The sequence below is a fragment of the Mangrovimonas sp. sgz306409 genome, from assembly GCF_059735265.1.
The window spans coordinates 434,089-456,560 of record NZ_JCAPEU010000002.1 but is presented as its reverse complement, the minus strand read 5'-3'; the positions used below and the strand labels follow the sequence as shown (position 1 = coordinate 456,560).

General features: G+C 38.2%; 21 protein-coding genes. 9 read left to right on the top strand and 12 right to left on the bottom strand.

The window, feature by feature from the left end:
- Nucleotides 1-28: 28 nt before the first annotated feature.
- On the bottom strand, nucleotides 29-406 hold the full coding sequence (locus AC6I5C_RS05390; RefSeq protein WP_497904270.1) for a DUF8840 domain-containing protein: 378 nt from the start codon (nucleotides 404-406) through the stop codon (nucleotides 29-31).
- Nucleotides 407-468: 62 nt separating this feature from the next.
- Nucleotides 469-1,572: a transporter substrate-binding domain-containing protein gene (locus tag AC6I5C_RS05385; RefSeq protein ID WP_497904269.1), complete on the bottom strand. Its 1,104-nt coding sequence runs from the start codon at nucleotides 1,570-1,572 to the stop codon at nucleotides 469-471.
- A gap of 138 nt (nucleotides 1,573-1,710) precedes the next feature.
- On the opposite strand from AC6I5C_RS05385, the gene AC6I5C_RS05380 reads away from it, so the two are divergent.
- Nucleotides 1,711-2,157 (top strand): Na(+)-translocating NADH-quinone reductase subunit F, encoded by a 447-nt coding sequence (locus AC6I5C_RS05380; RefSeq protein WP_497904268.1) that lies wholly within the window; start codon nucleotides 1,711-1,713, stop codon nucleotides 2,155-2,157.
- 65 nt (nucleotides 2,158-2,222) lie between these two features.
- On the opposite strand, the gene nqrF is transcribed toward AC6I5C_RS05380, so the two are convergent.
- The 6 genes from nqrF to AC6I5C_RS05350 are packed head-to-tail and all read right to left on the bottom strand — an operon-like array spanning nucleotide 2,223 to nucleotide 8,247.
- Nucleotides 2,223-3,533 carry an NADH:ubiquinone reductase (Na(+)-transporting) subunit F gene (gene nqrF, locus AC6I5C_RS05375; RefSeq protein WP_053976022.1) on the bottom strand — a complete coding sequence of 437 codons (1,311 nt, stop codon included), beginning with the start codon at nucleotides 3,531-3,533 and terminating at the stop codon, nucleotides 2,223-2,225.
- 1 nt (nucleotide 3,534) lies between these two features.
- Nucleotides 3,535-4,254, bottom strand: a complete 720-nt coding sequence (gene nqrE / locus AC6I5C_RS05370) for an NADH:ubiquinone reductase (Na(+)-transporting) subunit E (protein WP_076662224.1) — start codon at nucleotides 4,252-4,254, stop codon at nucleotides 3,535-3,537.
- Nucleotides 4,255-4,284: 30 nt separating this feature from the next.
- On the bottom strand, nucleotides 4,285-4,929 hold the full coding sequence (locus tag AC6I5C_RS05365; protein WP_053976024.1) for an NADH:ubiquinone reductase (Na(+)-transporting) subunit D: 645 nt from the start codon (nucleotides 4,927-4,929) through the stop codon (nucleotides 4,285-4,287).
- A gap of 6 nt (nucleotides 4,930-4,935) precedes the next feature.
- On the bottom strand, nucleotides 4,936-5,688 hold the full coding sequence (locus tag AC6I5C_RS05360; RefSeq protein WP_053976025.1) for a Na(+)-translocating NADH-quinone reductase subunit C: 753 nt from the start codon (nucleotides 5,686-5,688) through the stop codon (nucleotides 4,936-4,938).
- Nucleotide 5,689: 1 nt separating this feature from the next.
- Nucleotides 5,690-6,889 carry an NADH:ubiquinone reductase (Na(+)-transporting) subunit B gene (locus AC6I5C_RS05355; RefSeq protein ID WP_076662225.1) on the bottom strand — a complete coding sequence of 400 codons (1,200 nt, stop codon included), beginning with the start codon at nucleotides 6,887-6,889 and terminating at the stop codon, nucleotides 5,690-5,692.
- A gap of 2 nt (nucleotides 6,890-6,891) precedes the next feature.
- A complete protein-coding gene (locus AC6I5C_RS05350) occupies nucleotides 6,892-8,247 on the bottom strand; it encodes a Na(+)-translocating NADH-quinone reductase subunit A (RefSeq protein ID WP_497904267.1) in 1,356 nt (451 codons plus the stop codon).
- Between the two features lie 163 nt (nucleotides 8,248-8,410).
- Between AC6I5C_RS05350 and AC6I5C_RS05345 the strand changes: the two genes are divergently transcribed.
- The 5 genes from AC6I5C_RS05345 (at nucleotide 8,411) to AC6I5C_RS05325 (ending at nucleotide 15,333) form a co-directional block, all read left to right on the top strand.
- On the top strand, nucleotides 8,411-9,661 hold the full coding sequence (locus tag AC6I5C_RS05345; protein WP_497904266.1) for a type IX secretion system plug protein: 1,251 nt from the start codon (nucleotides 8,411-8,413) through the stop codon (nucleotides 9,659-9,661).
- A 153-nt stretch (nucleotides 9,662-9,814) separates the two neighbouring features.
- Nucleotides 9,815-11,185 (top strand): pyridoxal phosphate-dependent decarboxylase family protein, encoded by a 1,371-nt coding sequence (locus tag AC6I5C_RS05340; RefSeq protein WP_497904265.1) that lies wholly within the window; start codon nucleotides 9,815-9,817, stop codon nucleotides 11,183-11,185.
- A gap of 101 nt (nucleotides 11,186-11,286) precedes the next feature.
- Nucleotides 11,287-11,673 (top strand): Co2+/Mg2+ efflux facilitator ApaG/CorD, encoded by a 387-nt coding sequence (apaG, locus tag AC6I5C_RS05335; protein WP_053976030.1) that lies wholly within the window; start codon nucleotides 11,287-11,289, stop codon nucleotides 11,671-11,673.
- A 237-nt stretch (nucleotides 11,674-11,910) separates the two neighbouring features.
- On the top strand, nucleotides 11,911-13,536 hold the full coding sequence (pruA, locus tag AC6I5C_RS05330; protein WP_497904264.1) for an L-glutamate gamma-semialdehyde dehydrogenase: 1,626 nt from the start codon (nucleotides 11,911-11,913) through the stop codon (nucleotides 13,534-13,536).
- A gap of 147 nt (nucleotides 13,537-13,683) precedes the next feature.
- Complete coding sequence (locus tag AC6I5C_RS05325; RefSeq protein ID WP_497904263.1) at nucleotides 13,684-15,333, top strand: T9SS type A sorting domain-containing protein; 1,650 nt, start codon at nucleotides 13,684-13,686, stop codon at nucleotides 15,331-15,333.
- A 73-nt stretch (nucleotides 15,334-15,406) separates the two neighbouring features.
- Here the strand turns inward: AC6I5C_RS05325 and AC6I5C_RS05320 are convergent, their stop codons facing one another.
- Together AC6I5C_RS05320 and AC6I5C_RS05315 are read right to left on the bottom strand one after the other, a co-directional pair.
- The gene (locus tag AC6I5C_RS05320) at nucleotides 15,407-17,068 is read right to left on the bottom strand and encodes a DUF6029 family protein (protein WP_497904262.1); all 1,662 of its coding nucleotides are present in this window, start codon (nucleotides 17,066-17,068) and stop codon (nucleotides 15,407-15,409) included.
- 19 nt (nucleotides 17,069-17,087) lie between these two features.
- Nucleotides 17,088-17,573: a TlpA family protein disulfide reductase gene (locus AC6I5C_RS05315; RefSeq protein ID WP_497904261.1), complete on the bottom strand. Its 486-nt coding sequence runs from the start codon at nucleotides 17,571-17,573 to the stop codon at nucleotides 17,088-17,090.
- Nucleotides 17,574-17,730: 157 nt separating this feature from the next.
- On the opposite strand from AC6I5C_RS05315, the gene AC6I5C_RS05310 reads away from it, so the two are divergent.
- Nucleotides 17,731-18,990 carry an Omp28-related outer membrane protein gene (locus AC6I5C_RS05310; RefSeq protein WP_497904260.1) on the top strand — a complete coding sequence of 420 codons (1,260 nt, stop codon included), beginning with the start codon at nucleotides 17,731-17,733 and terminating at the stop codon, nucleotides 18,988-18,990.
- 74 nt (nucleotides 18,991-19,064) lie between these two features.
- Here AC6I5C_RS05310 and rsmG read toward each other — a convergent pair whose 3' ends face one another.
- Nucleotides 19,065-19,694: a 16S rRNA (guanine(527)-N(7))-methyltransferase RsmG gene (gene rsmG, locus AC6I5C_RS05305; RefSeq protein WP_497904259.1), complete on the bottom strand. Its 630-nt coding sequence runs from the start codon at nucleotides 19,692-19,694 to the stop codon at nucleotides 19,065-19,067.
- A 144-nt stretch (nucleotides 19,695-19,838) separates the two neighbouring features.
- Between rsmG and AC6I5C_RS05300 the strand changes: the two genes are divergently transcribed.
- Both AC6I5C_RS05300 and AC6I5C_RS05295 read left to right on the top strand, forming a co-directional pair.
- A complete protein-coding gene (locus AC6I5C_RS05300; RefSeq protein WP_497904258.1) occupies nucleotides 19,839-20,939 on the top strand; it encodes a fatty acid desaturase family protein in 1,101 nt (366 codons plus the stop codon).
- Nucleotides 20,940-20,951: 12 nt separating this feature from the next.
- On the top strand, nucleotides 20,952-22,139 hold the full coding sequence (locus AC6I5C_RS05295; protein ID WP_205625692.1) for a pyridoxal phosphate-dependent aminotransferase: 1,188 nt from the start codon (nucleotides 20,952-20,954) through the stop codon (nucleotides 22,137-22,139).
- 64 nt (nucleotides 22,140-22,203) lie between these two features.
- Here the strand turns inward: AC6I5C_RS05295 and AC6I5C_RS05290 are convergent, their stop codons facing one another.
- Nucleotides 22,204-22,470, bottom strand: a complete 267-nt coding sequence (locus tag AC6I5C_RS05290) for a hypothetical protein (protein WP_076662235.1) — start codon at nucleotides 22,468-22,470, stop codon at nucleotides 22,204-22,206.
- Between the last annotated feature and the right edge of the window lie 2 nt (nucleotides 22,471-22,472).

Genomic DNA, 22,472 nt, shown 5'->3' with positions numbered 1-22,472 from the left:
ATATGGTTGCTATTTAGGGTTAGGGTGTTTAGTTGAAATGCGTATCGATTACTTGAATACCGTTGTACTCAATCAAATATTCTTCATTCAAATATAAAGGAAGATCTTCACCATTGGGATTTCCAAGGCCTACGCCAGCATATAACACTTTGGCATCCTTTTCATGCGCGTGTTTTTTGAAGGTTTCCATCCAAACCACATCATAATTGTTTGGGTTATCTGGTAACAAAACGGCCCTTACAATTACAAAATAATATTGGCTGTTTTTATCGATGCACACGAATTGCGGATGGCGTTTGAGTTGGCTATTAACGGCAACAAATTCAAATCCGCGTTGTTCCAAATCCCTTCCTACATGGTTCATGGCAAGGTTGTGAAGTTCCTGTGTGGACAATGGTTTACTCATGTTGCAAAGGTATCACAAAATGGGAATTTATATAAATGAGCCACTATCTATTTTAAACCAAACTAATATTCCTTGAGTTGGTATTCATCCAAAAGTAATTCCCAATCGTGACTTTCGGTTAACTCCAATAATGCCGTTGAAATTTGATCGTGTATATCCTTGGAAAGTGTTTTTGCCATAGGCATGGCGTACAATTGAACGTTAAACCGCATAGGAAGCAATCGCAGTGAGGCGAATTCCGTATTGTTGTTTAACTGATAGTCTAGCCAAGGTTCATCATAAACAAAATAATCAAGATGATTGTTTTCAAGCTCCTTTAGACCTGAAATGAATTCTGGATATGCATGAATGTCACGGAAAAAATTCCTTTGAAGAAACCCCTCCGTAGCCGATGATTCTACAGTACCCACCTTGGCGCTCCTGTAACTCTCCAAAGTATGAGTTCCTTGTGTGAGCTCATGAACCGTAAGACTGGAAGTGATACTGGCAGTGAATATGGAAATAATAATCAAAGAGCACAGCATCCAAACCAAAGCAATAAACCGACCCAAATTGGAAACCGGGACTTTATCTCCATACCCTACTGTCGTCATGGTAACAGCAGACCACCAAAAACTACTTACCAGCCCCTTTTTTCCCCTTTCAAAATGGTTGTTCTGTTTTTCCACCAGCCAAATCAAAAAGCCAAAAATGAGTACTAAGGCAAACAACATCAAAACAAGATACAATAGACGAATACTAAAAATAGCCTTTAACACTGTAACTATGGAGCCCATTTTAGAACCTTTCTTCTCTGCAATGGTAAGATTCCCTACGTAAAAAGGATAGGTAAAATTAATTTGATGGTTCCTCTCGCTTGTAATTGTAATAGGATTGATGGCTAAATCAATCTTGCCCGTTTCTAGATCATTTAAAAGCGTCTTTAAGGGCTGCTCTGAGGAATAAGGCACCAACTTATATGGAAAGTTCAGATCTTCCTTTATTTGCTCCCATAACCACACACTAACACCTTGCATGCTTTGGTCCTCCTTAAAAATAACAAATGGCGCAGATTCATAAACTCCCACTTTTAAAGTGTCTTGGAAAGATTGAGCGAGGGCCCTTACTCCAAAAAATGGAGCTAGAAGAAATATAAGTAAACCGGAAAGTCTTAAATAGTTCTTCATGGAATGGAATACGATGTTCTAATTTAAGAAATAAAAACGAAGGAAAATCCGACGAAGAACAAAATAAAAACTTAACAATAAGACAATTAACACCTGCGTCGAACAAATTTTTAGTAACTTAAAGCAAATATGAGTGTCATGACTACTACTTATAGATTCGATCAAGCCATTAAAAAGCTGTATAAGGCCTTCCATAATGATACCTTACATCCTGAATGTTGTAAGCAATGTGCTGTTGGAAACATTTTGGACAAAAGAGATGCATGGAAACATTTATCAAATGACCATGGTTCTTTAGAATTGAATTATCTGGGCATAGTACACCAAAACCTAGGCAGAAAATTTAATGGATATACGCCAATGGAATTATTACAAATTGAGGCCACTTTTTTAAAGGCCTGCGGATTCAAATTACCATTGCATCATAAAAATAAAAAACCAGAACATCCCACAGCTAAAAATGTATTGTTTGAAGGACTGAGTGCCGTTGTGGAATTATTGTGTGAAATGGATGGAATTGATAATGTGATGGACTGTTCAGCCTTGTTTAACTTTGAAAAATCTAAAACCCCTGTTCTAACGTAATTCAAAAAATCATCATAAAAAAAGCCGATTCAATTGAATCGGCTTTTCTGTATTTATCATTTGGATTATCCACCAAAGTCATCAAAACGGATGTTTTCATCTGGAAGACCAAAATCTTGTCCCATTTTTTCTACGGCCTTGTTCATTAACGGCGGTCCACAGAAATATAATTCGATATCTTCAGGAGCATCGTGATGATCCAAGTAGTTTTCGATTACACAGTTGTGAATGAATCCTACGAATCCATCTCCAGCTTCATCATGGATATCTTTCTTCACTTTCCAGTTATCTTCTGGAAGTGGCTCAGATAACGCCAAGAAGAACTTAAAGTTAGGGAAATCTCTTTCTAAAGCTCTAAAGTGCTCAATGTAGAATAACTCACGCTTAGAACGTCCTCCGTACCAATAAGTCACTTTTCTACCTGTTTTAAGGGTTTTGAATAAGTGGTACAAGTGCGAACGCATTGGCGCCATACCAGCTCCACCACCTACATATAACATTTCAGCGTCTGACTCGTTGATGAAGAATTCTCCATAAGGTCCTGAAATGATTACTTTGTCTCCCGGTTTTCTCGAGAAAATGTAAGATGATGCTACCCCTGGGTTTACATCCATCCAACCATTTTTAGCTCTATCCCATGGTGGCGTGGCAATACGCACGTTAAGCATAATGTCACGTCCTTCTGCTGGGTAAGAGGCCATGGAGTAAGCTCTCTCAACCGTTTCGTCATTCTTCATTACCAATGGCCAAAGACCAAATTTGTCCCATTCAGCTTGAAACTTATCTGGAGTTTCGTGCTCTTCTGGGTGGGCAGTAATGTCGATATCAGAATATTTAATTTCACACTGAGGGATTTCAATTTGAATATATCCACCAGCTTTATAGTTCATATCCTCTGGGATACGCACTACGAATTCCTTGATGAAAGATGCCACGTTGTAGTTACGTACAACTTCAGCTTCCCATTTTTTAATACCAAATACTTCTTCCGGAATGGTGATTTCCATGTCTTGTTTTACCTTAACCTGACATGCCAAACGCGCACCATGTTGCAACTCCTTACGAGTAAAGTGAGGTGTCTCGGTTGGAAGCGCTTCACCTCCACCAGCTAATACATGACACTCACATTGGATACATGTTCCACCTCCACCACAAGCGGAAGGCAAGAAGATTTTTGAATTTCCTAAAGTAGATAATAAGCTCCCTCCAGAGGCTACTTCAATTTCCTTTTCCCCGTTAATTTTAATCTTAACCGGCCCTGAAGGAGATAATTTTTGTTTTACGAATAATAACAAGGCCACCAATAAAAGTGTTACTACCAAAAAGGCAGCTACCGTTGCTACTATGGTTCCTACTGTACCTGCTGCTAATATCATGTTACTCGTTTACTTTTGTATTGTTAGCTAACTTATTCTCTGTGTCTTTCTTTACAGTTTCTACCTGTGCAGTTTCAGCCTCTTCTTTAGCACCTTCATCACCTCCAGTCAACATACCACCAAAGCTCATGAAACCAATAGCCATAAGACCTGTAATGATAAACGTGATACCTAAACCTCTCAAAGGCGCAGGAACATTGGAATATCTAATTTTCTCACGGATAGCAGCAATGGCCAAAATAGCCAAGAACCAACCAATACCAGAAGACAATCCGTAGTTGAATGCCAATCCTATAGAAGGAATCTCACGAGATTGCATAAATAAAGATCCTCCCAAAATAGCACAGTTTACAGCAATAAGCGGTAAGAAAATACCAAGAGAGTTATACAATGCTGGAGAGAACTTCTCTACAACAATTTCTACCAATTGTACCATGGTTGCAATAGTAGCAATAAACATGATAAAAGAAAGGAAGCTCAAGTCATAATCGGCATACTCCGCTCCTAACCATTTTAAAGCTCCAGGTTGTAAAATGTATTGGTCCAACAACCAGTTTACTGGGACAGTCACCGCCAATACAAATATAACGGCAGCTCCCAGACCTACAGCTGTAGACACTTTTTTAGACACTGCAAGGTAAGAACACATTCCTAAGAAAGTGGCAAATACCATGTTGTCTATAAATATCGATTTGAAAAATAATTCTATGTGCTCTAACATAATCTATCTTTTTAAGTAACCCGCTAAGGATTAATCTTCAATTAAATCTTTGTTTCTGCTACGTTGTACCCAAATAATGATACCTACCACGATCAATGCCATTGGAGATAACAACATAAATCCGTTGTTTTCATATCCTAAAGCATACAATCCCGTTTTTTCAATTGGGTCTCCCAATACTTTAAATCCTAATAAAGTACCAGAACCTAAAAGTTCTCTGAAGAATCCAACGATTACAAGTATAATACCATATCCTAAGGCGTTACCAATACCATCCAAGAAAGATCTCCATGGTCCGTTACCAAGAGCAAAAGCCTCAAAACGTCCCATAATGATACAGTTGGTGATAATCAAACCAACGAATACAGAAAGCGTTTTACTTAATTCGTATGCAAACGCCTTTAGTACTTGGTCTACAATAATTACTAAGGCAGCAACTACTGTTAACTGAACGATAATTCTAATTTTAGAAGGAATGATGTTTCTGATCAATGAAATAACTACGTTCCCCATTCCCAATACAAACATTACCGAAATAGCCATTACAATAGACGCTTTCAATTGAGCAGTAATAGCCAAGGCAGAACATATACCTAATACCTGAATAGTAATAGGGTTATTATCCGCTAATGGGTCTGTAATTAACTTGGCGTCTTTTTTTGATAAAAGTCCCATATCTTATTAATTGTTTTTTAAGTTATCGAAAAAAGGCTTGTACAATTGTAAGTCGCTTTTCAACATTGCAGCAACACCATTACCAGTAATAGTGGCACCAGCAATTGCGTCTACCTCGTTATCGGTTTTGTTTTCGTTCTTAGGGTCTGCATTTCCTTTAGCTACATCAACTCCTTTGAAGTTTCCGTTGCTATCCAATAAATGCTCTCCAATAAAATCATCCATAAAGAAACGCTCCTTAATGTTGGCCCCAAGTCCAGGAGTTTCTCCCTTGTGATCAAAATAAGCGCCTTGAACAACCATATTTTCGTCCATAGAAACATAGCCCCAAATAGCATCCCAAAGTCCTTTACCATAAACTGGAGCGATATAGAAAGTTTTTCCATCCTTCTCTCCTACAAATATTGGCAACTGTCTTTTGGAAGCATCTCCAGCAGCAGCTTCTTTAGCTTTTTTGATATCGATTAAATAAGCGTTAGCATCTTCTGATACTTCACCACCTTGCATTACCAATTGTTTGGTGATGTACTTTGAAAACAATTCTGGAGCTTGAGATTTATCTACAAAAACAGCGCTACTCTCATCATTTTCATTTACACCCATAGCATACAAAATGTTTTGTTTCTTTTCCAACTCGACATTTTTTCCAATTGTATCCTTAAGTGACGCCGCAGTAAAGGCCAACAAAGCTCCTACTACCACTACCATACCAATGGCAAACAATACGGTGTATACGTTACTATCTGTTTTATTACTCATCTTAAGCTGTTTTTGCTTTTAAACGTTTCATTCTTTTCTTAACATTTCCTTGTACCACGTAGTGGTCAATGGTCGGTGCAAATACGTTCATCAATAAAATGGCCAACATCACACCTTCTGGGTAAGCCGGGTTGAACACACGGATCAAGATTGAAATGAATCCTACTAAGAATCCATAAATCCATTTTCCTTTGTTGGTTTGAGATGCCGTTACAGGATCTGTAGCCATAAACACAGTACCAAAGGCAAAACCTCCAATTAATAAATGGTGCCAGAATTCAGTGCTCATCAATCCGTAGAATTTACTGCTTTCAGTTACCCAACCAGCATCTACAACACTGTTAAAGATCAATCCCATTACCAAGGCTCCTAACACAGAAGACAACATAATTCTCCAGCTTCCAATTTTAGTGAAGATCAAGAACAATCCTCCCAAAAGAATCAAGAAGGTAGAAGTCTCTCCAACAGAACCAGGAATAAATCCGTAGAACATATCGGCAACAGAATATCCTGCTCCATTTCCTTGTGCTAAACTTCCTAAAATGGTTTCACCTGAAATCACATCAACATTTGCTCCACTGGCAATTTCATTGGCACGCTCTACAGCACCGTGTACCCATACTTTATCTCCAGACATCCACGTTGGATATGCGAAGAACAAAAACGCACGAATCGTTAATGCAGGGTTAAGGATGTTCATCCCTGTACCTCCAAATACTTCTTTACCAATAACTACCCCAAATGCTACGGCAACTGCCAACATCCATAATGGTAAATCGATTGGTACAATAAGTGGCACCAACATTCCAGTTACCAAGTAACCTTCTTCAACTTCGTGTCCTTTAATAATAGCGAACAAGAACTCGATTCCAAGTCCTACACCATAAGACACAATAATTAAAGGCAATACTTTTATCAATCCAATAGAAAAGGAATCCCAAGACAAGAAATCTACAGGAGTTCCCAATGCATGATAATGTTGATATCCGGCATTGAACATACCAAAGATCAAACACGGAATCAAAGCCATGATTACCGTATTCATGGTACGCTTCAAATCGTCGGCAGCCTTAATATGAGTTCCACCATGAGTGGTATCGTTAGGCAAGTATAAAAAGGTATGCAATGCGTTAAACGCAGGCGCCATCTTGGTGCCTTTATACTTTTCTTTTAAGTTATGTAATGTACTTTTCAAACTCATGGCTATCCTATTTCTTTAATCATTAAGTCCAAACCTTCTCTAATAATTTTTTGGTGAGGTTGTTTAGACACACAAACAAATTCGGTCAAAGCAAAATCTTCTGGAGCAACTTCATACATACCCAAAGCTTCCATTTCGTCAAGGTCCTTGTACATACAAGCCTTTAAAAGTTGCATTGGATACATATCTAAAGGGAATACTTCCTCGTAGTTTCCAGTTACCACAAATGCTCTGTGCTCTCCGTTGGTATTAGTATCTAAATCAAACTTCTTCTTAGGGTTCAACCATGAAAAAGTCAATGCTCTAGAAGTTGATATTTTATTGAAAACAGGTTTGTTCCAGCCAAAGAATTCGTAATCATCTCCCTCAGGAATTACCGTAATGGTGTTGCTGTAGTAATCCAAACAACCATCTGGCTTCACTTGTTTTCCTGTAAGTACATTTCCAGAGATAATTCTGCAGTTGCTATCTTTATCAATGCCATTGTCATAAACCATAGTAGCTACTTCACTACCTATTTTGGTTCTGAAATATCTAGGTTTCTTCACTGAAGATCCTACCAAGGCAACAATACGTTCTGCGTTGAATTTACCAGTTAGCAACAATTCACCAATAATCACCAAATCCTGAGGAGCTACGGTCCAAACCACTTCTCCCTTATTGATTGGATCAATTTTATTGATCTGTGTTCCTACATTCCCAACCGGGTGTGGTCCAGACACCTTGTGCAAGGTAACACCGGAAAGACCCGCCAATGGTGAATTGGAACCAGCACCTACAGACACGTGCACGACACCTTCTGTAAGTTTTCCAAGAGCCGTAATGGCAGCCTGAAGCTCCGCCTCTTTACCTTGCAGCGCATAATCGTAATCTGCTGCCAATGGCGCCGATGCATATCCCGATACAAAAATAGCCTTAGGGCTCTTGTTTGGATTGGCAATAACATCGTAAGGACGTTGCTTGATAAAAGGCCAACAACCCGCAGCCAACAAATGAGATTTGATAGCCTCCGCATTTGCAGAAGCCACATCCAATTTGCCGCTTTCTAGGTAAGATTGCTCTTTATCCGCTTGGATCTTGATTGCTAAAATTCTTCGTTTTGCACCACGTTGTACCTCTACTACCTCTCCAGAAACTGGAGACACAAATTTCACAAGTTCATTCGCTTTGTCATAAAACACAGTTTCACCTGCTTTTACTTTTGCGCCTTCTTTTGCTACTAATTTTGGGGTAACGCCGTGAAAGTCTTCGGGCCTGATGGTGCAGAAATTACTGATGATCGCGTTCTCTGTGGACCTATCAGCTTCACCTTTTAGGTTTATATTCAGACCTTTTTTAATCTTAATGTCGTTTGACATATGTTTGATATTGAAATTAATTGTCTAAAAATCGACGCAAATTTACGAATTAATAGCTAAATTATATTTGAAATAATAGCTAGTTATTTATTTATACCAATTCTAAATAAACAAAATTTACGTCCTATAAAATTAACTATATTTACATCAAAATAAGACTTTAATGACATCTAAATTCAACCTCATCGCCTTAATTTTCCTATCACCTTTCCTTATTTTCGCACAAGTTTCCGAAGTCACCCCTCCAGATTTCATTAAAACTATCACATTTAAGGGTGATACTCAGGAGAGTCAACTCCCAATCTTGACCTTAGGACAACCTTTGGTTTTGGAGTTTGATGCCCTTACGGGAAATGAGGAAGATTTCTATTATGTCATTGAACATTTCAATTTTGATTGGACACCTTCACAACTGGTTAAATCCGAATATCTAAAAGGTTTCGACAACCAACGAATCCGTGACTATGAAAACTCATTCAATACCTATCAAATTTATTCACACTACACCCTCCAAATCCCCAACAACCAAACGGGCAACATTTTAAAAAGTGGCAATTACCTCATTTCAATTTATGATCAATACGAAGAATTGATGTTCTCAAGAAAATTTATGGTCTATGAAGATTTAGTGAGTGTTGGCGTAACATTAAAACGCTCTAGAGACGTGAGTGTCATTAATGAAAAACAGTCGGTTGACTTTATCATTAATTCTAGAGGATTGAACCTGAACAATCCAAGCGAAACCGTTAAAACCTTGGTAATCCAGAACAATAACCTTAACACAGCTATATCCTCTCTGAAACCTCAATATACCATGGGTAAAGAACTCATTTACAAATACACTACGGAATCCAGTTTTTGGGGAGGCAATGAATATTTGTTTTTTGAGAACAAGGATGTTCGCGCAGCGAATGTTGGTGTTCAGTTTATTGACTTAAGGGATATATACCACGGATTTTTGTTCACCAACACCGCTAGAGCAGGACAGCCATACACCTACAACCCCGATATCAACGGAAATTTTGTAATCACAGCTTTAGACACCGATAATCCATCCATAGAAGCAGATTACACCAGTATTCATTTTTCATTGTTAATGCCTGAACTTCCAATAGGACAATCGATCTATGTTTACGGCAACTACAATAATTACATTACAGACGAAAGCAACAAGATGGCCTACAACCCTAGCAAAGGAGTCTATGAAGCTGAAATAAAACTAAAACAAGGATTTTACAACTACAAATACGTAGTTCGTGATGAAAATGGACAATTGGACGAAGGTGCTATTTGCGGTAATTATTACCAAACCGAGAACAATTATAAAGTTTTGGTGTATTACCGCGACCTAGGAGCTCGCTATGACAGGTTGATTGGCCTAGGAGAAGGTACTTCCGTAAATATTACAAATTAATAAGTTTTGACAAGGAAGTCCGTAATGTTAGATTACAGAATGAGACAAAGTCATTATCAATTCATTCAAATCTTACTAGTTTTCAATGGTTTTGATAGTAATTTTTAATAATTTTAGACTTGCTTGTAATTTCAGGCTTTCAACACGGAATTCATGGAGAAAGATTTAAAGCTGTTTAATGAACTGGCCAAAATACTTTTAGAAGAAGAACAAAGCCAGCCTGTTGCCAAGCCAATTGACACAGAACAACTATATGACAGCCTAGACCTTGAACTACCCGACGAACCAACTTCCGAAGAAGACTTTAAAGCTTCCTTATTGGAAATCATAAAATTCACGCCCAAAACCGCCTCCTTTTCCTTTTTCAATCAATTGTATGGCGGACGTGTGGACAAGGCCACCTTGGGAGACCTTTTGGCCGTCATGCTCAACACCAGCATGTATACTTATAAAATAGGAGGCCCACAAATAGGAATTGAGAAAATCATCCTTAAGAAAATCTGCGAAATGATTGGTTATGGCCCTAGCAGCGATGGCACCTTTGCCCCTGGAGGATCTATGAGCAACTTTATGGCCATGGTCATGGCACGCGACAAACACAGTAAAACTGCGCCCAACAAAGGAGTTACTTCCAAAATGATTGTTTACACCTCCGAAGTTTCCCATTATTCCATAAACAAAAATGCAGCACTAATGGGGATTGGAAGAAATCAGGTCCGTGAGGTTAAAACTAATGCTCATGGAGAAATGCTTCCTGAAGACCTTGAAATGAAAATCAAACAAGATCTTGCCGAAGGGCACCATCCCTTTTTTGTGAACTGCACTGCTGGCACCACCGTCATGGGAGCTTTTGATGATGTTACAGAAATTCACAAAGTAAGCAGCAAATACAATCTTTGGTTGCACTTGGATGGCGCTTATTGTGGATCGGTGATTTTCAGTAAGAAATATAACCATTTAGTAAAAGGCATTGAACTCACAGATTCCTTCAGCGTAAACGCCCACAAAATGTTGGGAACCCCTCTGAGCTGCTCCATCATTGTTACCCAAAACGCTGAAGATCTTCATATTTCATTTTCTAGCGAAGCTGAATATTTATACCAAACGGACGGAGACGATTACAACCTGGGAAAAACCTCCTTGCAATGTGGAAGACGCAATGATGCCCTAAAATTTTGGACGCTTTGGAAAAGCATCGGCACACAAGGATTGGAAACGATTGTCGACAAACAATTCCAATTGGCCGATGTTGCCAGAAATTATGTTAGCAGCCACCCTGATTATACGCTGTACAGTTTCGACAATTCCATTTCCGTTTGCTTTAATTACAAAAACACTCCAGCAAAACAACTCTGCACTGCACTCTATGAAAACGCTAAACTTATGGTAAGCTACGGCACCTTCAAAGGGCAGGATTTTATAAGATTGGTCACCATTAATTCCATTTTGGAGGAAAAAGACATTATGAATTTCTTCGTAGAACTGGAAACATTTGTGCAAAACAACAATTTCAATCCAAAATAAGTCTTTAAACCTTTAAAGGTGTTAAAAATCACCCTAGTAAAAGCTAAAAACCTACAAGCAAAAGAAAAATACGTTAAATTAGCATTTTTAAGGTCAACTTCATGGTACAACAAGTTACAAGCGGAATCAAAATTTCCGTAGAGACAACATTCGAAGGAACATTTTATAAAAATTATAAAGTGCACTTTGCCTTTGGCTACAAAGTAACTATTGAAAACCAAGGCAAGGATGCCGTTCAACTTAATTCGAGACATTGGAAAATTTTTGATGCTCTTAACAATGTTGAAATTGTTGAAGGCGAAGGTGTCATTGGCAAAAAGCCTGTTCTTCAACCTGGAGAATCCCATACTTACAATTCAGGGTGTTTATTAACATCGCCATTTGGCGCTATGAAGGGTTACTACAACATGGTAAACTTCACCTCCACCAATAATTTTAAGGTCTACATTCCCGCCTTTAAATTAAGTGCACCGTTTGCACTTAACTAAATCATAGTTCAAACCACTTTATAGATTTGTTACCACTTCCTCCTGGAAAGACAAACAGTTTGGACATTGAAAAAAGTCCTAATTCTTTCTATCTCATTCTCAATTATTGCCACTAGACACATCACAAAATCCTTACGAATTTTAATACGGTTTTAAGAAGTTATCGCCCTCATAAATATCTAAAAAATCGTACCTTTGGCTCTGAAAATTTTGAATAACCCTATAAATAAAATACCCATGGGAAAAGGATTTTTTAACGTACCTGTTGCTATTAATGAACCGGTAAAATCTTACGCTCCCGGATCTCCGGAGCGCGAAGCTGTTTTAAAAGCTTACAAAGAAATGTTCAATAGCAAAGTGGACGTGCCCCTATATATCAACGGACAAGATGTAGAAACAGGTAACACCCGCACTATGTCCCCTCCACACGACCACCAACATGTTGTTGGAACCTATCATGTAGCTGAACAATCTCACGTAGAAGAAGCGATTGCTACTGCTTTGGAAGCCAGAAAAACATGGTCGCAACTTCCATGGGAACAGCGCGCAGGAATCTTCTTGAAAGCCGCCGAATTGATTGCAGGTCCTTATAGAGCAAAAATAAATGCTGCTACTATGATTGCGCAGTCAAAAACCATTCACCAAGCAGAAATTGATTCAGCCTGTGAATTGATTGACTTTTTACGTTTCAACGTACAGTTTATGGCAGATATTTACCATGAGCAACCAGAAAGCACCAGCGATGCCTGGAACAGAGTTGAATACCGCCCATTGGAAGGATTCACTTATGCGGTTACACCTTTCAACTTTACAGCTATCGCAGGAAACTTGCCTGCATGTATGGCTTTGATGGGGAATGTGGTCGTTTGGAAACCTAGCGACAGTCAAGTATATTCTGCAAAAGTGATCATGGACGTATTTAGAGAAGCTGGAGTTCCTGCAGGTGTCATCAATGTTGTATTTGGAGACCCTGCCATGATTACCAATACGGTAATGGCTAGCCCAGATTTCTCTGGATTGCATTTTACAGGATCCACGTTTGTATTTAAGGAACTTTGGAAGAAAATAGGAGAAAACATCCACAACTATAAAACCTACCCAAGAATCGTAGGGGAAACCGGAGGAAAAGACTTTATCGTAGCTCATAAAACAGCTAACCCAAAACAAGTAGCCACTGCCATTGTAAGAGGTGCATTTGAATTTCAAGGACAGAAATGTAGCGCTGCTTCAAGAGCTTATATCCCAACCAATTTATGGGAAGAGGTTAAAAACTACGTTTTGGAAGATCTTAAATCCTTTAAAATGGGATCCCCTGAGGACATGAGCAACTTTATCACTGCGGTAATCCACGAAGGATCTTTTGACAAACTTGCCAAATTTATCGATGGAGCCAAAGCCGACAGCGATGCAGAAATTATTGCCGGTGGAAACTACGATAAATCGAAAGGTTACTTTATAGAACCAACTGTAATTGTTACTACCAATCCTAAGTACACTACTATGTGTACAGAATTGTTTGGTCCAGTAATCACTATTTACGTATACGATGCAGAGGCTTATTCTGAAACTTTGAAATTGGTAGACGAAACAAGCGAATACGCTCTTACAGGCGCTATCCTCTCAACTGACCGATATGCTATTGAAGAAGCCACAAAAGCATTACAAAATAGTGCAGGAAACTTCTATATCAATGATAAGCCAACAGGAGCTGTTGTAGGACAACAGCCGTTTGGAGGCGCAAGAGCATCAGGAACCAATGATAAAGCGGGTAGTGCACAAAACTTGTTGCGTTGGGTTTCTCCTAGATTAATTAAAGAAACCTTTGTAACACCTGCGGATTATCGTTACCCGTTCTTAGGCTAAGAAATTTCATTTAGAAATATATTAAAAACCTCAAAAATTAACTTTTGAGGTTTTTTTATGCAATTTAATTTCCTCTATACAACAGGATAACAACGCAGTAAAATAATTCGTATCTTTAAGTTTCCATTAATCTTAAATCGACCTTATATGAAATTAAATTACTATTCGCTTTTTTCTTTCCTAACCATTCCCCTGCTATTTTACGGACAAACTCCTGGGGGTGAAAGCGACATTACGTCAATTAATTCCTCTATAACCTACCAAGGTTTTGGAGAAACCATGGCACATGCCGGAACTGGAGAATATAAAATATACTACGATAACATAAATGGTGTATTTGATAAACCAATTATTGTTGCAGACGGGTTTGACCCCAACGACTCAAGAACAATAGACCTTATGTACAGTTTATTAGACTATGGAGAACCTGTACAAAACCTCGCCGATGCCTTACGAGATGAAGGCTTTGATATCGTGGTTCTGAACTTCCCAACCTACATAAGCAGTTCAGACAACACTACTGAAATAAATGGAGGCGCAGACTTTATCCAAAGGAATGCCTTTATCCTAACTGAACTCATAGAAACAGTTAACCAGTTAAAAGAAGGTGACGAGCAAAATGTAGTTATTGGACCAAGTATGGGAGGATTGGTATCACAATACGCACTTCGCTATATGGAGCAAAACAGCATGGACCACGACACTCGTTTGTTCATATCGTTCGATACACCTCATTTAGGAGCCAATGTCCCAATAGGTGTGCAATACATGTTCAATTACATGTATAATGGAGACCCTGAAATTGCAGAAGCCGAAAACTTAGTAAACGGATTTCTGAACAGTGCTGCCGCAAAACAAATGTTGATTGACCATTATTTGGGACATCTCCAATCAGGCTCTGATATAGACCAAGATCCGACCATAACATTACCCGTAGGTGCGCCAAATTTCAGAGATGCCTTCCAAGCCGAATTAAACACCATGGGCATGCCTCAAGATTCCCGCAATGTTGCTATCGTTAATGGTAGCGGCACCGGAGAAATGACAGGCACCCCTGGAATGGAATTAATTAATCACACGTTTGATACTGGTCTGGTTGGTCCGGCCCCCACTCAAGCCATTGTCGCCATTACCTTTGCCCCTTTAGCTTCACAAACCACCACTGTTACAGACCTAATTGGACAAGTTAATATTTTTGGCAACTGGACTACGGTTTATAGTTTTGACGCCATCGCAGCTTCCCCTGCAACTTCCGACGGATTGGACAGTGCTCCCGGAGGGCAATTCGACATGTCCTCTTTTGGAGATGAATCTAACGATTTGATTTCAGAGTTTGTAGACAACTTGAATTCGCAGTATTTCTGCTTTATACCTACATTAAGCGCACTTTCTATAAGTGACACTAATTGGTATACAACTCCTGTGACAACAGACTCCCCATTTGACAATACTTATATTCCAGATAGCAATGAACCACACGTTACTTTAACCGCTGGTAATGTTGCATTTGCCATATCAGAAATTCTAGAAGACGCTTTAAGCCTTCCATCCTACGAAATGGACATTGTGAAACTCACGCAAAATCCTATAAAAAACCAAATGACTATTTTAAGTTCCTCAAACTTTGACGACACTGACATAGCCATTTTTGATCTTACAGGAAAGCAAGTGTACCAAGCCAACACTTCACTAACCGGCTATACCTCCTTCAATTTAAAATTGGATTCCGGATTGTACCTATTACAGGTTCGCAACAACTCTAAAATTTTATTAAATACGAAACTGATTGTGAACTAAAATTGGAGATCCTTGAAAAACAAAAAGGAGTGCATTTTGCGCTCCTTTTTTGTTTTTGTAATTAATCTTACGCTTAAAATGCTGTAGCAATATTTAGAGTAAAACCAGTATTTTGAGGGACATATCTACATATACCACCTACACAAACCAATCCTCCACGTTGTCTTCCATAACTAGCCCCAATTCTAGTAGAGCCCTTTGTAAAACTACCTCCAAAATTATAATAATGAATCTGCTGTTCTTCATGTGAATTTCCATAATTCCAAACATCCATTGCAAATACGGTAAATTTTGAATTAAAATTGTACTCCATGGTAGCACCAGCCCAATCTCCAGCTCTATCATAAGTAGTGTCATCAGACCACATGTGCTGACCTTCAATTCTGAAGGACTTACCAGAATTAAACTTATAAGTAGCCTCTGCAACCACTATAGTTGCCTTTACTTCCCCACTTCTATCCTCGATAAATTTGGAATTGTAATACGTTCTAACAGCAGAGAAAATTGTAGACCATTTAGAGGACAACTTTTTTCTAACCTCTAGGCTGAACTCTTGATAATACTTTTCACCAAAACCAAAAAAACCATCTGAGTCAAAGGTACGTTCAACCAAGTCAAATTCACCGTCTAAACCATACCAAGTAGCAAAATTAAAAGCCACTTTGGTACCATATTTACCACCTAATAAGGTTTCTCTATTGAATTTTTTGTAAATATCAATTTGCCCACCTATCTCACCCGCCTTGGCACGCGGGTTAAAGGTTAATTTTGGTTGCGATTGATACACATAGATATTTGTTAAACTATAATCATGTTGCTTCGTCAATGCAGGAAGATAGTTTATATAATCTTGATTATACACATTCGAACCTTGATCTCTTTGAGAGAAAAAAGCCATGTTCTCCATTCTTCTGAAGGTAGCATCTACTCCCAAACCAGATTTGGCATAACCTAAGTTCAACAATAAAGCATTACCATCAAAATAACGATCTTCAATGATATTCCCCATTTCTTGATATACATCCTCTCCCTTCAACACGTACTCACCCGAAGCATAAAAATTGCCTTCAGAAAAATCTAGTCGTGTTGAAAAAGCATTGGTCATTGGTTTAAATTCAGGGTTCTCTATAGGCAAATCCTCATAACGTCCTACATAGCTAAACCCAAAATCAAGACCTGTAGTTTCAAAATTCAAAAAAGACGCCAATCCAATTTCAGTATTGAATCCATAAATATCGCCTCTAGACACTTCAAAACCATCACGCTGTCTTCCATATAAGCCCGTAACTTCGACAGCATCGATAGGACGATAAACGACTCTTCCTCCTCTAAGCGCATTGTTTATCCCCAATTGTCTATCTTCCCAAGTTCTAAGAATTAACCCACTTCCGAATTGTTCATAAAAATGACCTAAGGTCACTTCCAATTTATTCGATTTGTAACCTACGGCAAATGTCCCTAAGTTGGTACCTTCATATTTGGGGTAAAAATTCAACAATGCCTTAGGCTCATAGGATTCCAACTGTGCATTAGCGAACCAATTTCGATAAGTATAATTAAGACGCAAATAACTATTGGTTCTTAAATGATCCTCTTCTTCAAAGTCTCCCGTTTTAGAATCATCGACATAATATTGAGAGTTAGACTCGAGACCTCCACTCAATTGCCCATATTCTTGAGCTTGGACAAAGGCAGTTCCTAGCAACATTATTGCTGCTAATTGGAAATATTTCATAAGATAATAAGGTTAATTGCTATTTAGAGAATTCTTTTATTTTTTCGTATAGTTCTTCTTCACTTCCAGGTGTATAACCAGAATGTCTGTAAAGAATTTTATTATCCTTAACCAAAAGGGTTACCGGAATGGTAGGCGCATTCAATTGTCTTTTCAAATCGCCGTTGGTATCCAATAGCACTTGAAACTCCCAACCCTTTCCATTCACCAAGGGCTTTACTCGCTTTACCGTACGTGAATCGTCTACAGAAATAGCATACAATTTCACATTTGTCTCATCCACCCAGTCTTCATAAATTTCGCCAATGGCATCCAATTCATTTTTGCAAGGCACACACCAAGTAGCCCATAGAGACACTACCACAAGTTGGCCATTTTTAGAAATATCCTGCAAAGCAACGGTCTCTCCGTTAAGGTTTTCCAGTTGCAAGTTTGGCAAAACATCTTGTGCTGCTGCTGAAAGACTAAAAGCTATTAAAAAAAATAAGGTTGTTAAGGATTTCATTTAGTAGGGATTTTGAAAAATTTACCGGCAAAGTTAATTTTTTTTAAATAATATCCCCATCACTATGTTTTTTTTATAAAATTTAACAGTTAAGGTGATTTTTCACCACAAAATATTTATATTCGGCACTTTGAAAATTTAACCCTAATATAATATTATGAAAACAACACGTTTATTACAGTTATTTCTGTTAGTTGTATCTTCCGCTTTTTTTTCCTGTGGATCATCGGACGATGACAGTGGACAAGGTCAGGGAGCAACACTTACTCTTTCAGTAGACAACAATGCAATTAACCTAGGTGATTCCGTTACTTTTACAGTTACAGATAGCAATAATGCAGATGTTACTAACGAGTCTACCATCTATTTTTCTGGAGTAGCCATTACCGAATCTACGTATACTCCAACACAACCGGGTACTTTTGTTGTTAATGCAAAACTTGGAGGTGACACTAGTAACAATATTTCTATAACTGTTTCTTCTCTTATTTTAAGTACGGACAAAGAAATTGTTTTCCCTGGTGATGTGGTTACCTTTACGGCTATCGGAAACACAGGTAGTGACTTAACTTCAGAATCAACATTTTATGTAAACGGTGTTGAAATTTCAGGAAATACATATACAGCAGATGAGAGAGGTGTTGACGTTATTACAGCAACAAAAGGCACTTTAGGAAGTAATGAAGCCCAAGTAATTGTAGGATATTCTAGAAAAGTACTTGTAGAAGATTACACAGGTACTTGGTGTGGATGGTGTCCACGTGTTGCTTACGGGATTGAACTTGTTGAGGGAGAAACCGAAAATGCAGTTGTAGCTGCTATCCACAGAGGTGCAGCTAGTGGAAGCTATTATGATCCATTCAACTACCCTGCTGAAGACTTGGAAGATTACATTGATTTAGGGGGATATCCAACAGCAATGCTTAACCGTAGAACTGAATGGGACTACCCAGAGCCTAACAACGTAAACCAAGTTGTAAACTTATCAGAAAAGCCATCTAGAGCTGCTCTTTCATTAACTTCTGAATTAAATGGAACTACACTAAGCCTTTCTGCTGGAATGGATATTTTAGGTGATCTAGAAGGAGTAAGCTTAGTAGTATACGTTATGGAGGACAATCTAATTGCAGACCAAACTAACTATACTGATTATTATGGTGGAGCTGATTACCTAACTGATTTCGTTCACGAAAATGTACTTAGACAAGTACCTACAGGATTATTTGGAGAAGAGATTTCTGCTTCTGACTTAGATACAGAAAGCAACTTGTATGTTAAAAATTACTCATTCGAGTTGGATCCTAGCATTTATGATGCGACAAACATTCACTTAGCTGTTTTTGTAACGGATGCTGATGGACATGTATTAAATGTTGTTGGCTCTCAAATTGGAGAAAATATCGTTATCGAAGACTAATTTTTAGTCACATATAGACATAAAAAAAACCAGAGCACTGCTCTGGTTTTTTTTATGCTTTAAATCTTAAGTAATCAACCTTTATATTTCAATGGAAGATGAACCACCTTTTTGGTATCATAAAAATCTTCTTTGTAATAATCACTCAAATTGTAAATGGTAGCGGTTTTATAGCTTTCCAGTTCTTCACTTAGATCTCCTCCCTTTAAATACAAAACACCATTTTTCAGCTCATGATTTTGAGGTTTGGCAATCTTTCCTTTTACCCAATGCACGAAGGTTGGCATAATCGCCACGGCACGGCTGACAATAAAATCAAACTGTTCATCAATCTCTTCTACCCTGCTATGGGTAGTTCTCACATTAGTAATCCCCAAACCTTCTACCACTTCATTCACCACCTTCAACTTTTTGGCAATGCTATCTACTAAATGAAAATTGGTTTCAGGAAACATAATAGCCAATGGAATTCCTGGAAATCCTCCTCCTGTACCCACATCCAATACATTTGCACCTGGCTTGAACTGCATAACCTTGGCTATCCCTAATGAGTGCAGCACATGACGCAAATACAATTCATCTATATCCTTTCGGGAAACCACATTAATTTTTAGGTTCCAATCCTGGTACAGGGTTTCCAACTTTTCAAACTGCGCTATCTGCTGCTCTGTCAAGTCTGGAAAATAATACTTAATAAGCTCCATCTATCTAAATTTTCTACAAAAGTAGACATTTTTGTGTGGATAATTTTTAGGTTTTTCATAACCCTTTACAGCCGTTTATTAATTATATTTGCATTTTCAAACATTACACTGAATTTTACTGGTGTATTATTGAATTAATGCCTTATGACAAAGCAAACATTATCATTTTCAAGAACAGATTCAGCCAAGTTTTTTAGAACTTTAAACAAACGCGTCAACGATTATTTTAAAGAAAATAATATTAAGCGTACAGGTAACTGGAAGATTTGGGTTAAAACCATAGTGATGTTTGCCATCTTTTTAACCCCTTACTTTTTACTGTTGACCCTAGATATCCCTGGCTGGCTACAATTGTTGTTCACAGTTATTATGGGAATTGGAATGGCTGGTATTGGTATGAACGTGATGCACGATGGTAACCACGGTGCCTTTTCAAATAAAGAATGGGTCAACCGCTTAATGGGAAGCAGTATTTATATCTTGGCAGGAAACGTATACAATTGGCAAGTTCAGCACAATGTATTGCACCATACATACACTAACATTCATGGTCATGATGAAGATTTGGATGCGGGACGTATTTTACGCTTTTCAAAACACACCAAGTGGAAACGTTACCATAAGTTTCAACATTATTATTCTATTTTTCTCTATGGTTTGCTGACCCTTAACTGGGCCATCACTACAGATTGGATGCAAATGAAACGTTACATGAAACGTAAACTATCCTATGGAAAATTCCCAAACCCTGTTTGGAACTGGAGTAAATTGGTAATTTCAAAAATCATTTATATGTGCATCTGGATTGTTATTCCAATGTTGATTCTAGATATCGCTTGGTGGAAGATCCTTTTAGGATTTTTTGTAATGCACTATGTAGCGGGACTTATTCTTAGTGTTGTATTCCAGTTGGCACACGTTATGGACGAGGCCGAAATGCCACTTCCCGAAGAAGATGGCACCATGAAAAACACCTGGGCCATCCACCAGTTGAAAACTACCGTTAACTTCGGTAGAACCAACAAATTGGTTAACTGGTTCACCGGAGGACTTAACCATCAGGTTGAGCATCATATTTTCCCTCACATTAGCCATGTGCACTATTTTAATATTTCAAAAATTGTGAAGGAAACCGCAAAAGAATTCAATTTACCTTATAACGAATATAAATCTACACGAAAAGCAATAATCGCCCACTTCAGGTTTTTAAAGGAAATGGGAATGAAGCCTGCACTACAAGCATAATCAGATTTTTACATGAAAAACCATCTTTCAGACAGAATCAACAGTCTGCCTACTTCCGCCACCTTGGCCATGGCAGCCAAGGCTAGAGAATTAAAAACCCAAGGAATCGATATTATTGGATTGAGCTTGGGAGAACCAGATTTTAACACTCCAGACTTTATTAAGGAGGCCGCTATCCAAGCCATTAATGACAATTATAATTCGTATTCACCGGTAGACGGTTATGCCGAATTAAAAGACGCCATTATCCTAAAGTTTAAAAGAGACAACAATCTAGATTACAAACCTAGCCAAATTGTTGTTTCTACCGGAGCCAAACAGTCTATTGCCAATGTAGCGCAAGTATTGCTTAACCCTGGGGACGAAGTACTTTTACCTGCTCCTTATTGGGTAAGTTATTCTGCTATTGCAACCTTATGCGAAGCAACTTTCAAGGAAATTCCTTCTACCATTGAGAACGATTTTAAAATCACACCTCAACAATTGGAAGAAGCCATTACTCCTAAGACCAAAATGGTATTTTTCAACTCTCCAAACAACCCAAGTGGCACTATTTATAGCGAAAGTGAATACCGTGCTTTAGCCGAAGTTTTGGAGAAATATCCAGATATTTTCATCCTTTCGGATGAGATTTACGAGCACATTAACTACGGAGCCAAAAACTTCAGTTTCGCAGCAATACCAAGTATGTACGACCGTACTATTACTGTTAACGGTGTTGCTAAGGCATTTGCTATGACTGGATGGAGAATTGGATATATCGGTGCTCCGGAATGGATTGCCAAAGCGTGTACTAAAATGCAGGGACAGATTACTTCTGGAACCAATTGTATTGCACAAAGAGCCACCATTACAGCTTTAAACGAATCGCCAGAGCGTATTCAATATATGGTTGATGAGTTCAAAGTGAGAAGAGACTTGATCTTGGATCTTCTTAACGAAATTGAAGGTTTCAAAACCAATGTTCCTGAAGGCGCTTTTTATGTATTCCCTAACGTGTCTTACTACTTTGGAAAAACCTTAAGAGGAAAAACCATCAACAATGCTACAGATTTTTCATTGTACTTGCTTGAAGAAGCGCACGTAGCAACGGTAACTGGAGAAGCCTTTGGAAATGCAGATTGCATTAGAATTTCTTATGCAGCCTCGCAAGAACAAATTGTTGAAGCCCTCAAGCGTATTAAAGCTGCTTTAAGCTAGAAACAGAATTATTTCTGATCATATATATAGCATCCGTACTTTTAAAGTTACGGATGCTTTTGTTTTAGAACATAACGTAGACAAACAGAGCACACAGGATGACAAATCCTACGGTAAAAACAATTTTGATTTTCAAATCACGCTGCTTCCTTTCCAACAAAATCTTTTCTTTAATACCATTTAACATTTCAGGTGAAGCTTCTGGAAATTCATAAACCTTTTTGGATTTATTGCCGCCTCCCAACCTATTTTTAAGTTTATCGCGTTTTGATAACAGTTTTCTATTATTGTTGATAGAAGTAATAGCTCCTTGCATTGATCCAAAGCTCATAA

What these genes read in the sequence shown, in the direction of transcription:
- AC6I5C_RS05390 (WP_497904270.1), bottom strand. Translation starts at nt 406, where the DNA reads ATGAGTAAACCATTGTCCACACAGGAACTTCACAACCTTGCCATGAAC.
- AC6I5C_RS05385 (WP_497904269.1), bottom strand. Translation starts at nt 1,572, where the DNA reads ATGAAGAACTATTTAAGACTTTCCGGTTTACTTATATTTCTTCTAGCT.
- AC6I5C_RS05380 (WP_497904268.1), top strand. Translation starts at nt 1,711, where the DNA reads ATGACTACTACTTATAGATTCGATCAAGCCATTAAAAAGCTGTATAAG.
- nqrF (WP_053976022.1), bottom strand. Translation starts at nt 3,533, where the DNA reads ATGATATTAGCAGCAGGTACAGTAGGAACCATAGTAGCAACGGTAGCT.
- nqrE (WP_076662224.1), bottom strand. Translation starts at nt 4,254, where the DNA reads ATGTTAGAGCACATAGAATTATTTTTCAAATCGATATTTATAGACAAC.
- AC6I5C_RS05365 (WP_053976024.1), bottom strand. Translation starts at nt 4,929, where the DNA reads ATGGGACTTTTATCAAAAAAAGACGCCAAGTTAATTACAGACCCATTA.
- AC6I5C_RS05360 (WP_053976025.1), bottom strand. Translation starts at nt 5,688, where the DNA reads ATGAGTAATAAAACAGATAGTAACGTATACACCGTATTGTTTGCCATT.
- AC6I5C_RS05355 (WP_076662225.1), bottom strand. Translation starts at nt 6,889, where the DNA reads ATGAGTTTGAAAAGTACATTACATAACTTAAAAGAAAAGTATAAAGGC.
- AC6I5C_RS05350 (WP_497904267.1), bottom strand. Translation starts at nt 8,247, where the DNA reads ATGTCAAACGACATTAAGATTAAAAAAGGTCTGAATATAAACCTAAAA.
- AC6I5C_RS05345 (WP_497904266.1), top strand. Translation starts at nt 8,411, where the DNA reads ATGACATCTAAATTCAACCTCATCGCCTTAATTTTCCTATCACCTTTC.
- AC6I5C_RS05340 (WP_497904265.1), top strand. Translation starts at nt 9,815, where the DNA reads ATGGAGAAAGATTTAAAGCTGTTTAATGAACTGGCCAAAATACTTTTA.
- apaG (WP_053976030.1), top strand. Translation starts at nt 11,287, where the DNA reads ATGGTACAACAAGTTACAAGCGGAATCAAAATTTCCGTAGAGACAACA.
- pruA (WP_497904264.1), top strand. Translation starts at nt 11,911, where the DNA reads ATGGGAAAAGGATTTTTTAACGTACCTGTTGCTATTAATGAACCGGTA.
- AC6I5C_RS05325 (WP_497904263.1), top strand. Translation starts at nt 13,684, where the DNA reads ATGAAATTAAATTACTATTCGCTTTTTTCTTTCCTAACCATTCCCCTG.
- AC6I5C_RS05320 (WP_497904262.1), bottom strand. Translation starts at nt 17,068, where the DNA reads ATGAAATATTTCCAATTAGCAGCAATAATGTTGCTAGGAACTGCCTTT.
- AC6I5C_RS05315 (WP_497904261.1), bottom strand. Translation starts at nt 17,573, where the DNA reads ATGAAATCCTTAACAACCTTATTTTTTTTAATAGCTTTTAGTCTTTCA.
- AC6I5C_RS05310 (WP_497904260.1), top strand. Translation starts at nt 17,731, where the DNA reads ATGAAAACAACACGTTTATTACAGTTATTTCTGTTAGTTGTATCTTCC.
- rsmG (WP_497904259.1), bottom strand. Translation starts at nt 19,694, where the DNA reads ATGGAGCTTATTAAGTATTATTTTCCAGACTTGACAGAGCAGCAGATA.
- AC6I5C_RS05300 (WP_497904258.1), top strand. Translation starts at nt 19,839, where the DNA reads ATGACAAAGCAAACATTATCATTTTCAAGAACAGATTCAGCCAAGTTT.
- AC6I5C_RS05295 (WP_205625692.1), top strand. Translation starts at nt 20,952, where the DNA reads ATGAAAAACCATCTTTCAGACAGAATCAACAGTCTGCCTACTTCCGCC.
- AC6I5C_RS05290 (WP_076662235.1), bottom strand. Translation starts at nt 22,470, where the DNA reads ATGAGCTTTGGATCAATGCAAGGAGCTATTACTTCTATCAACAATAAT.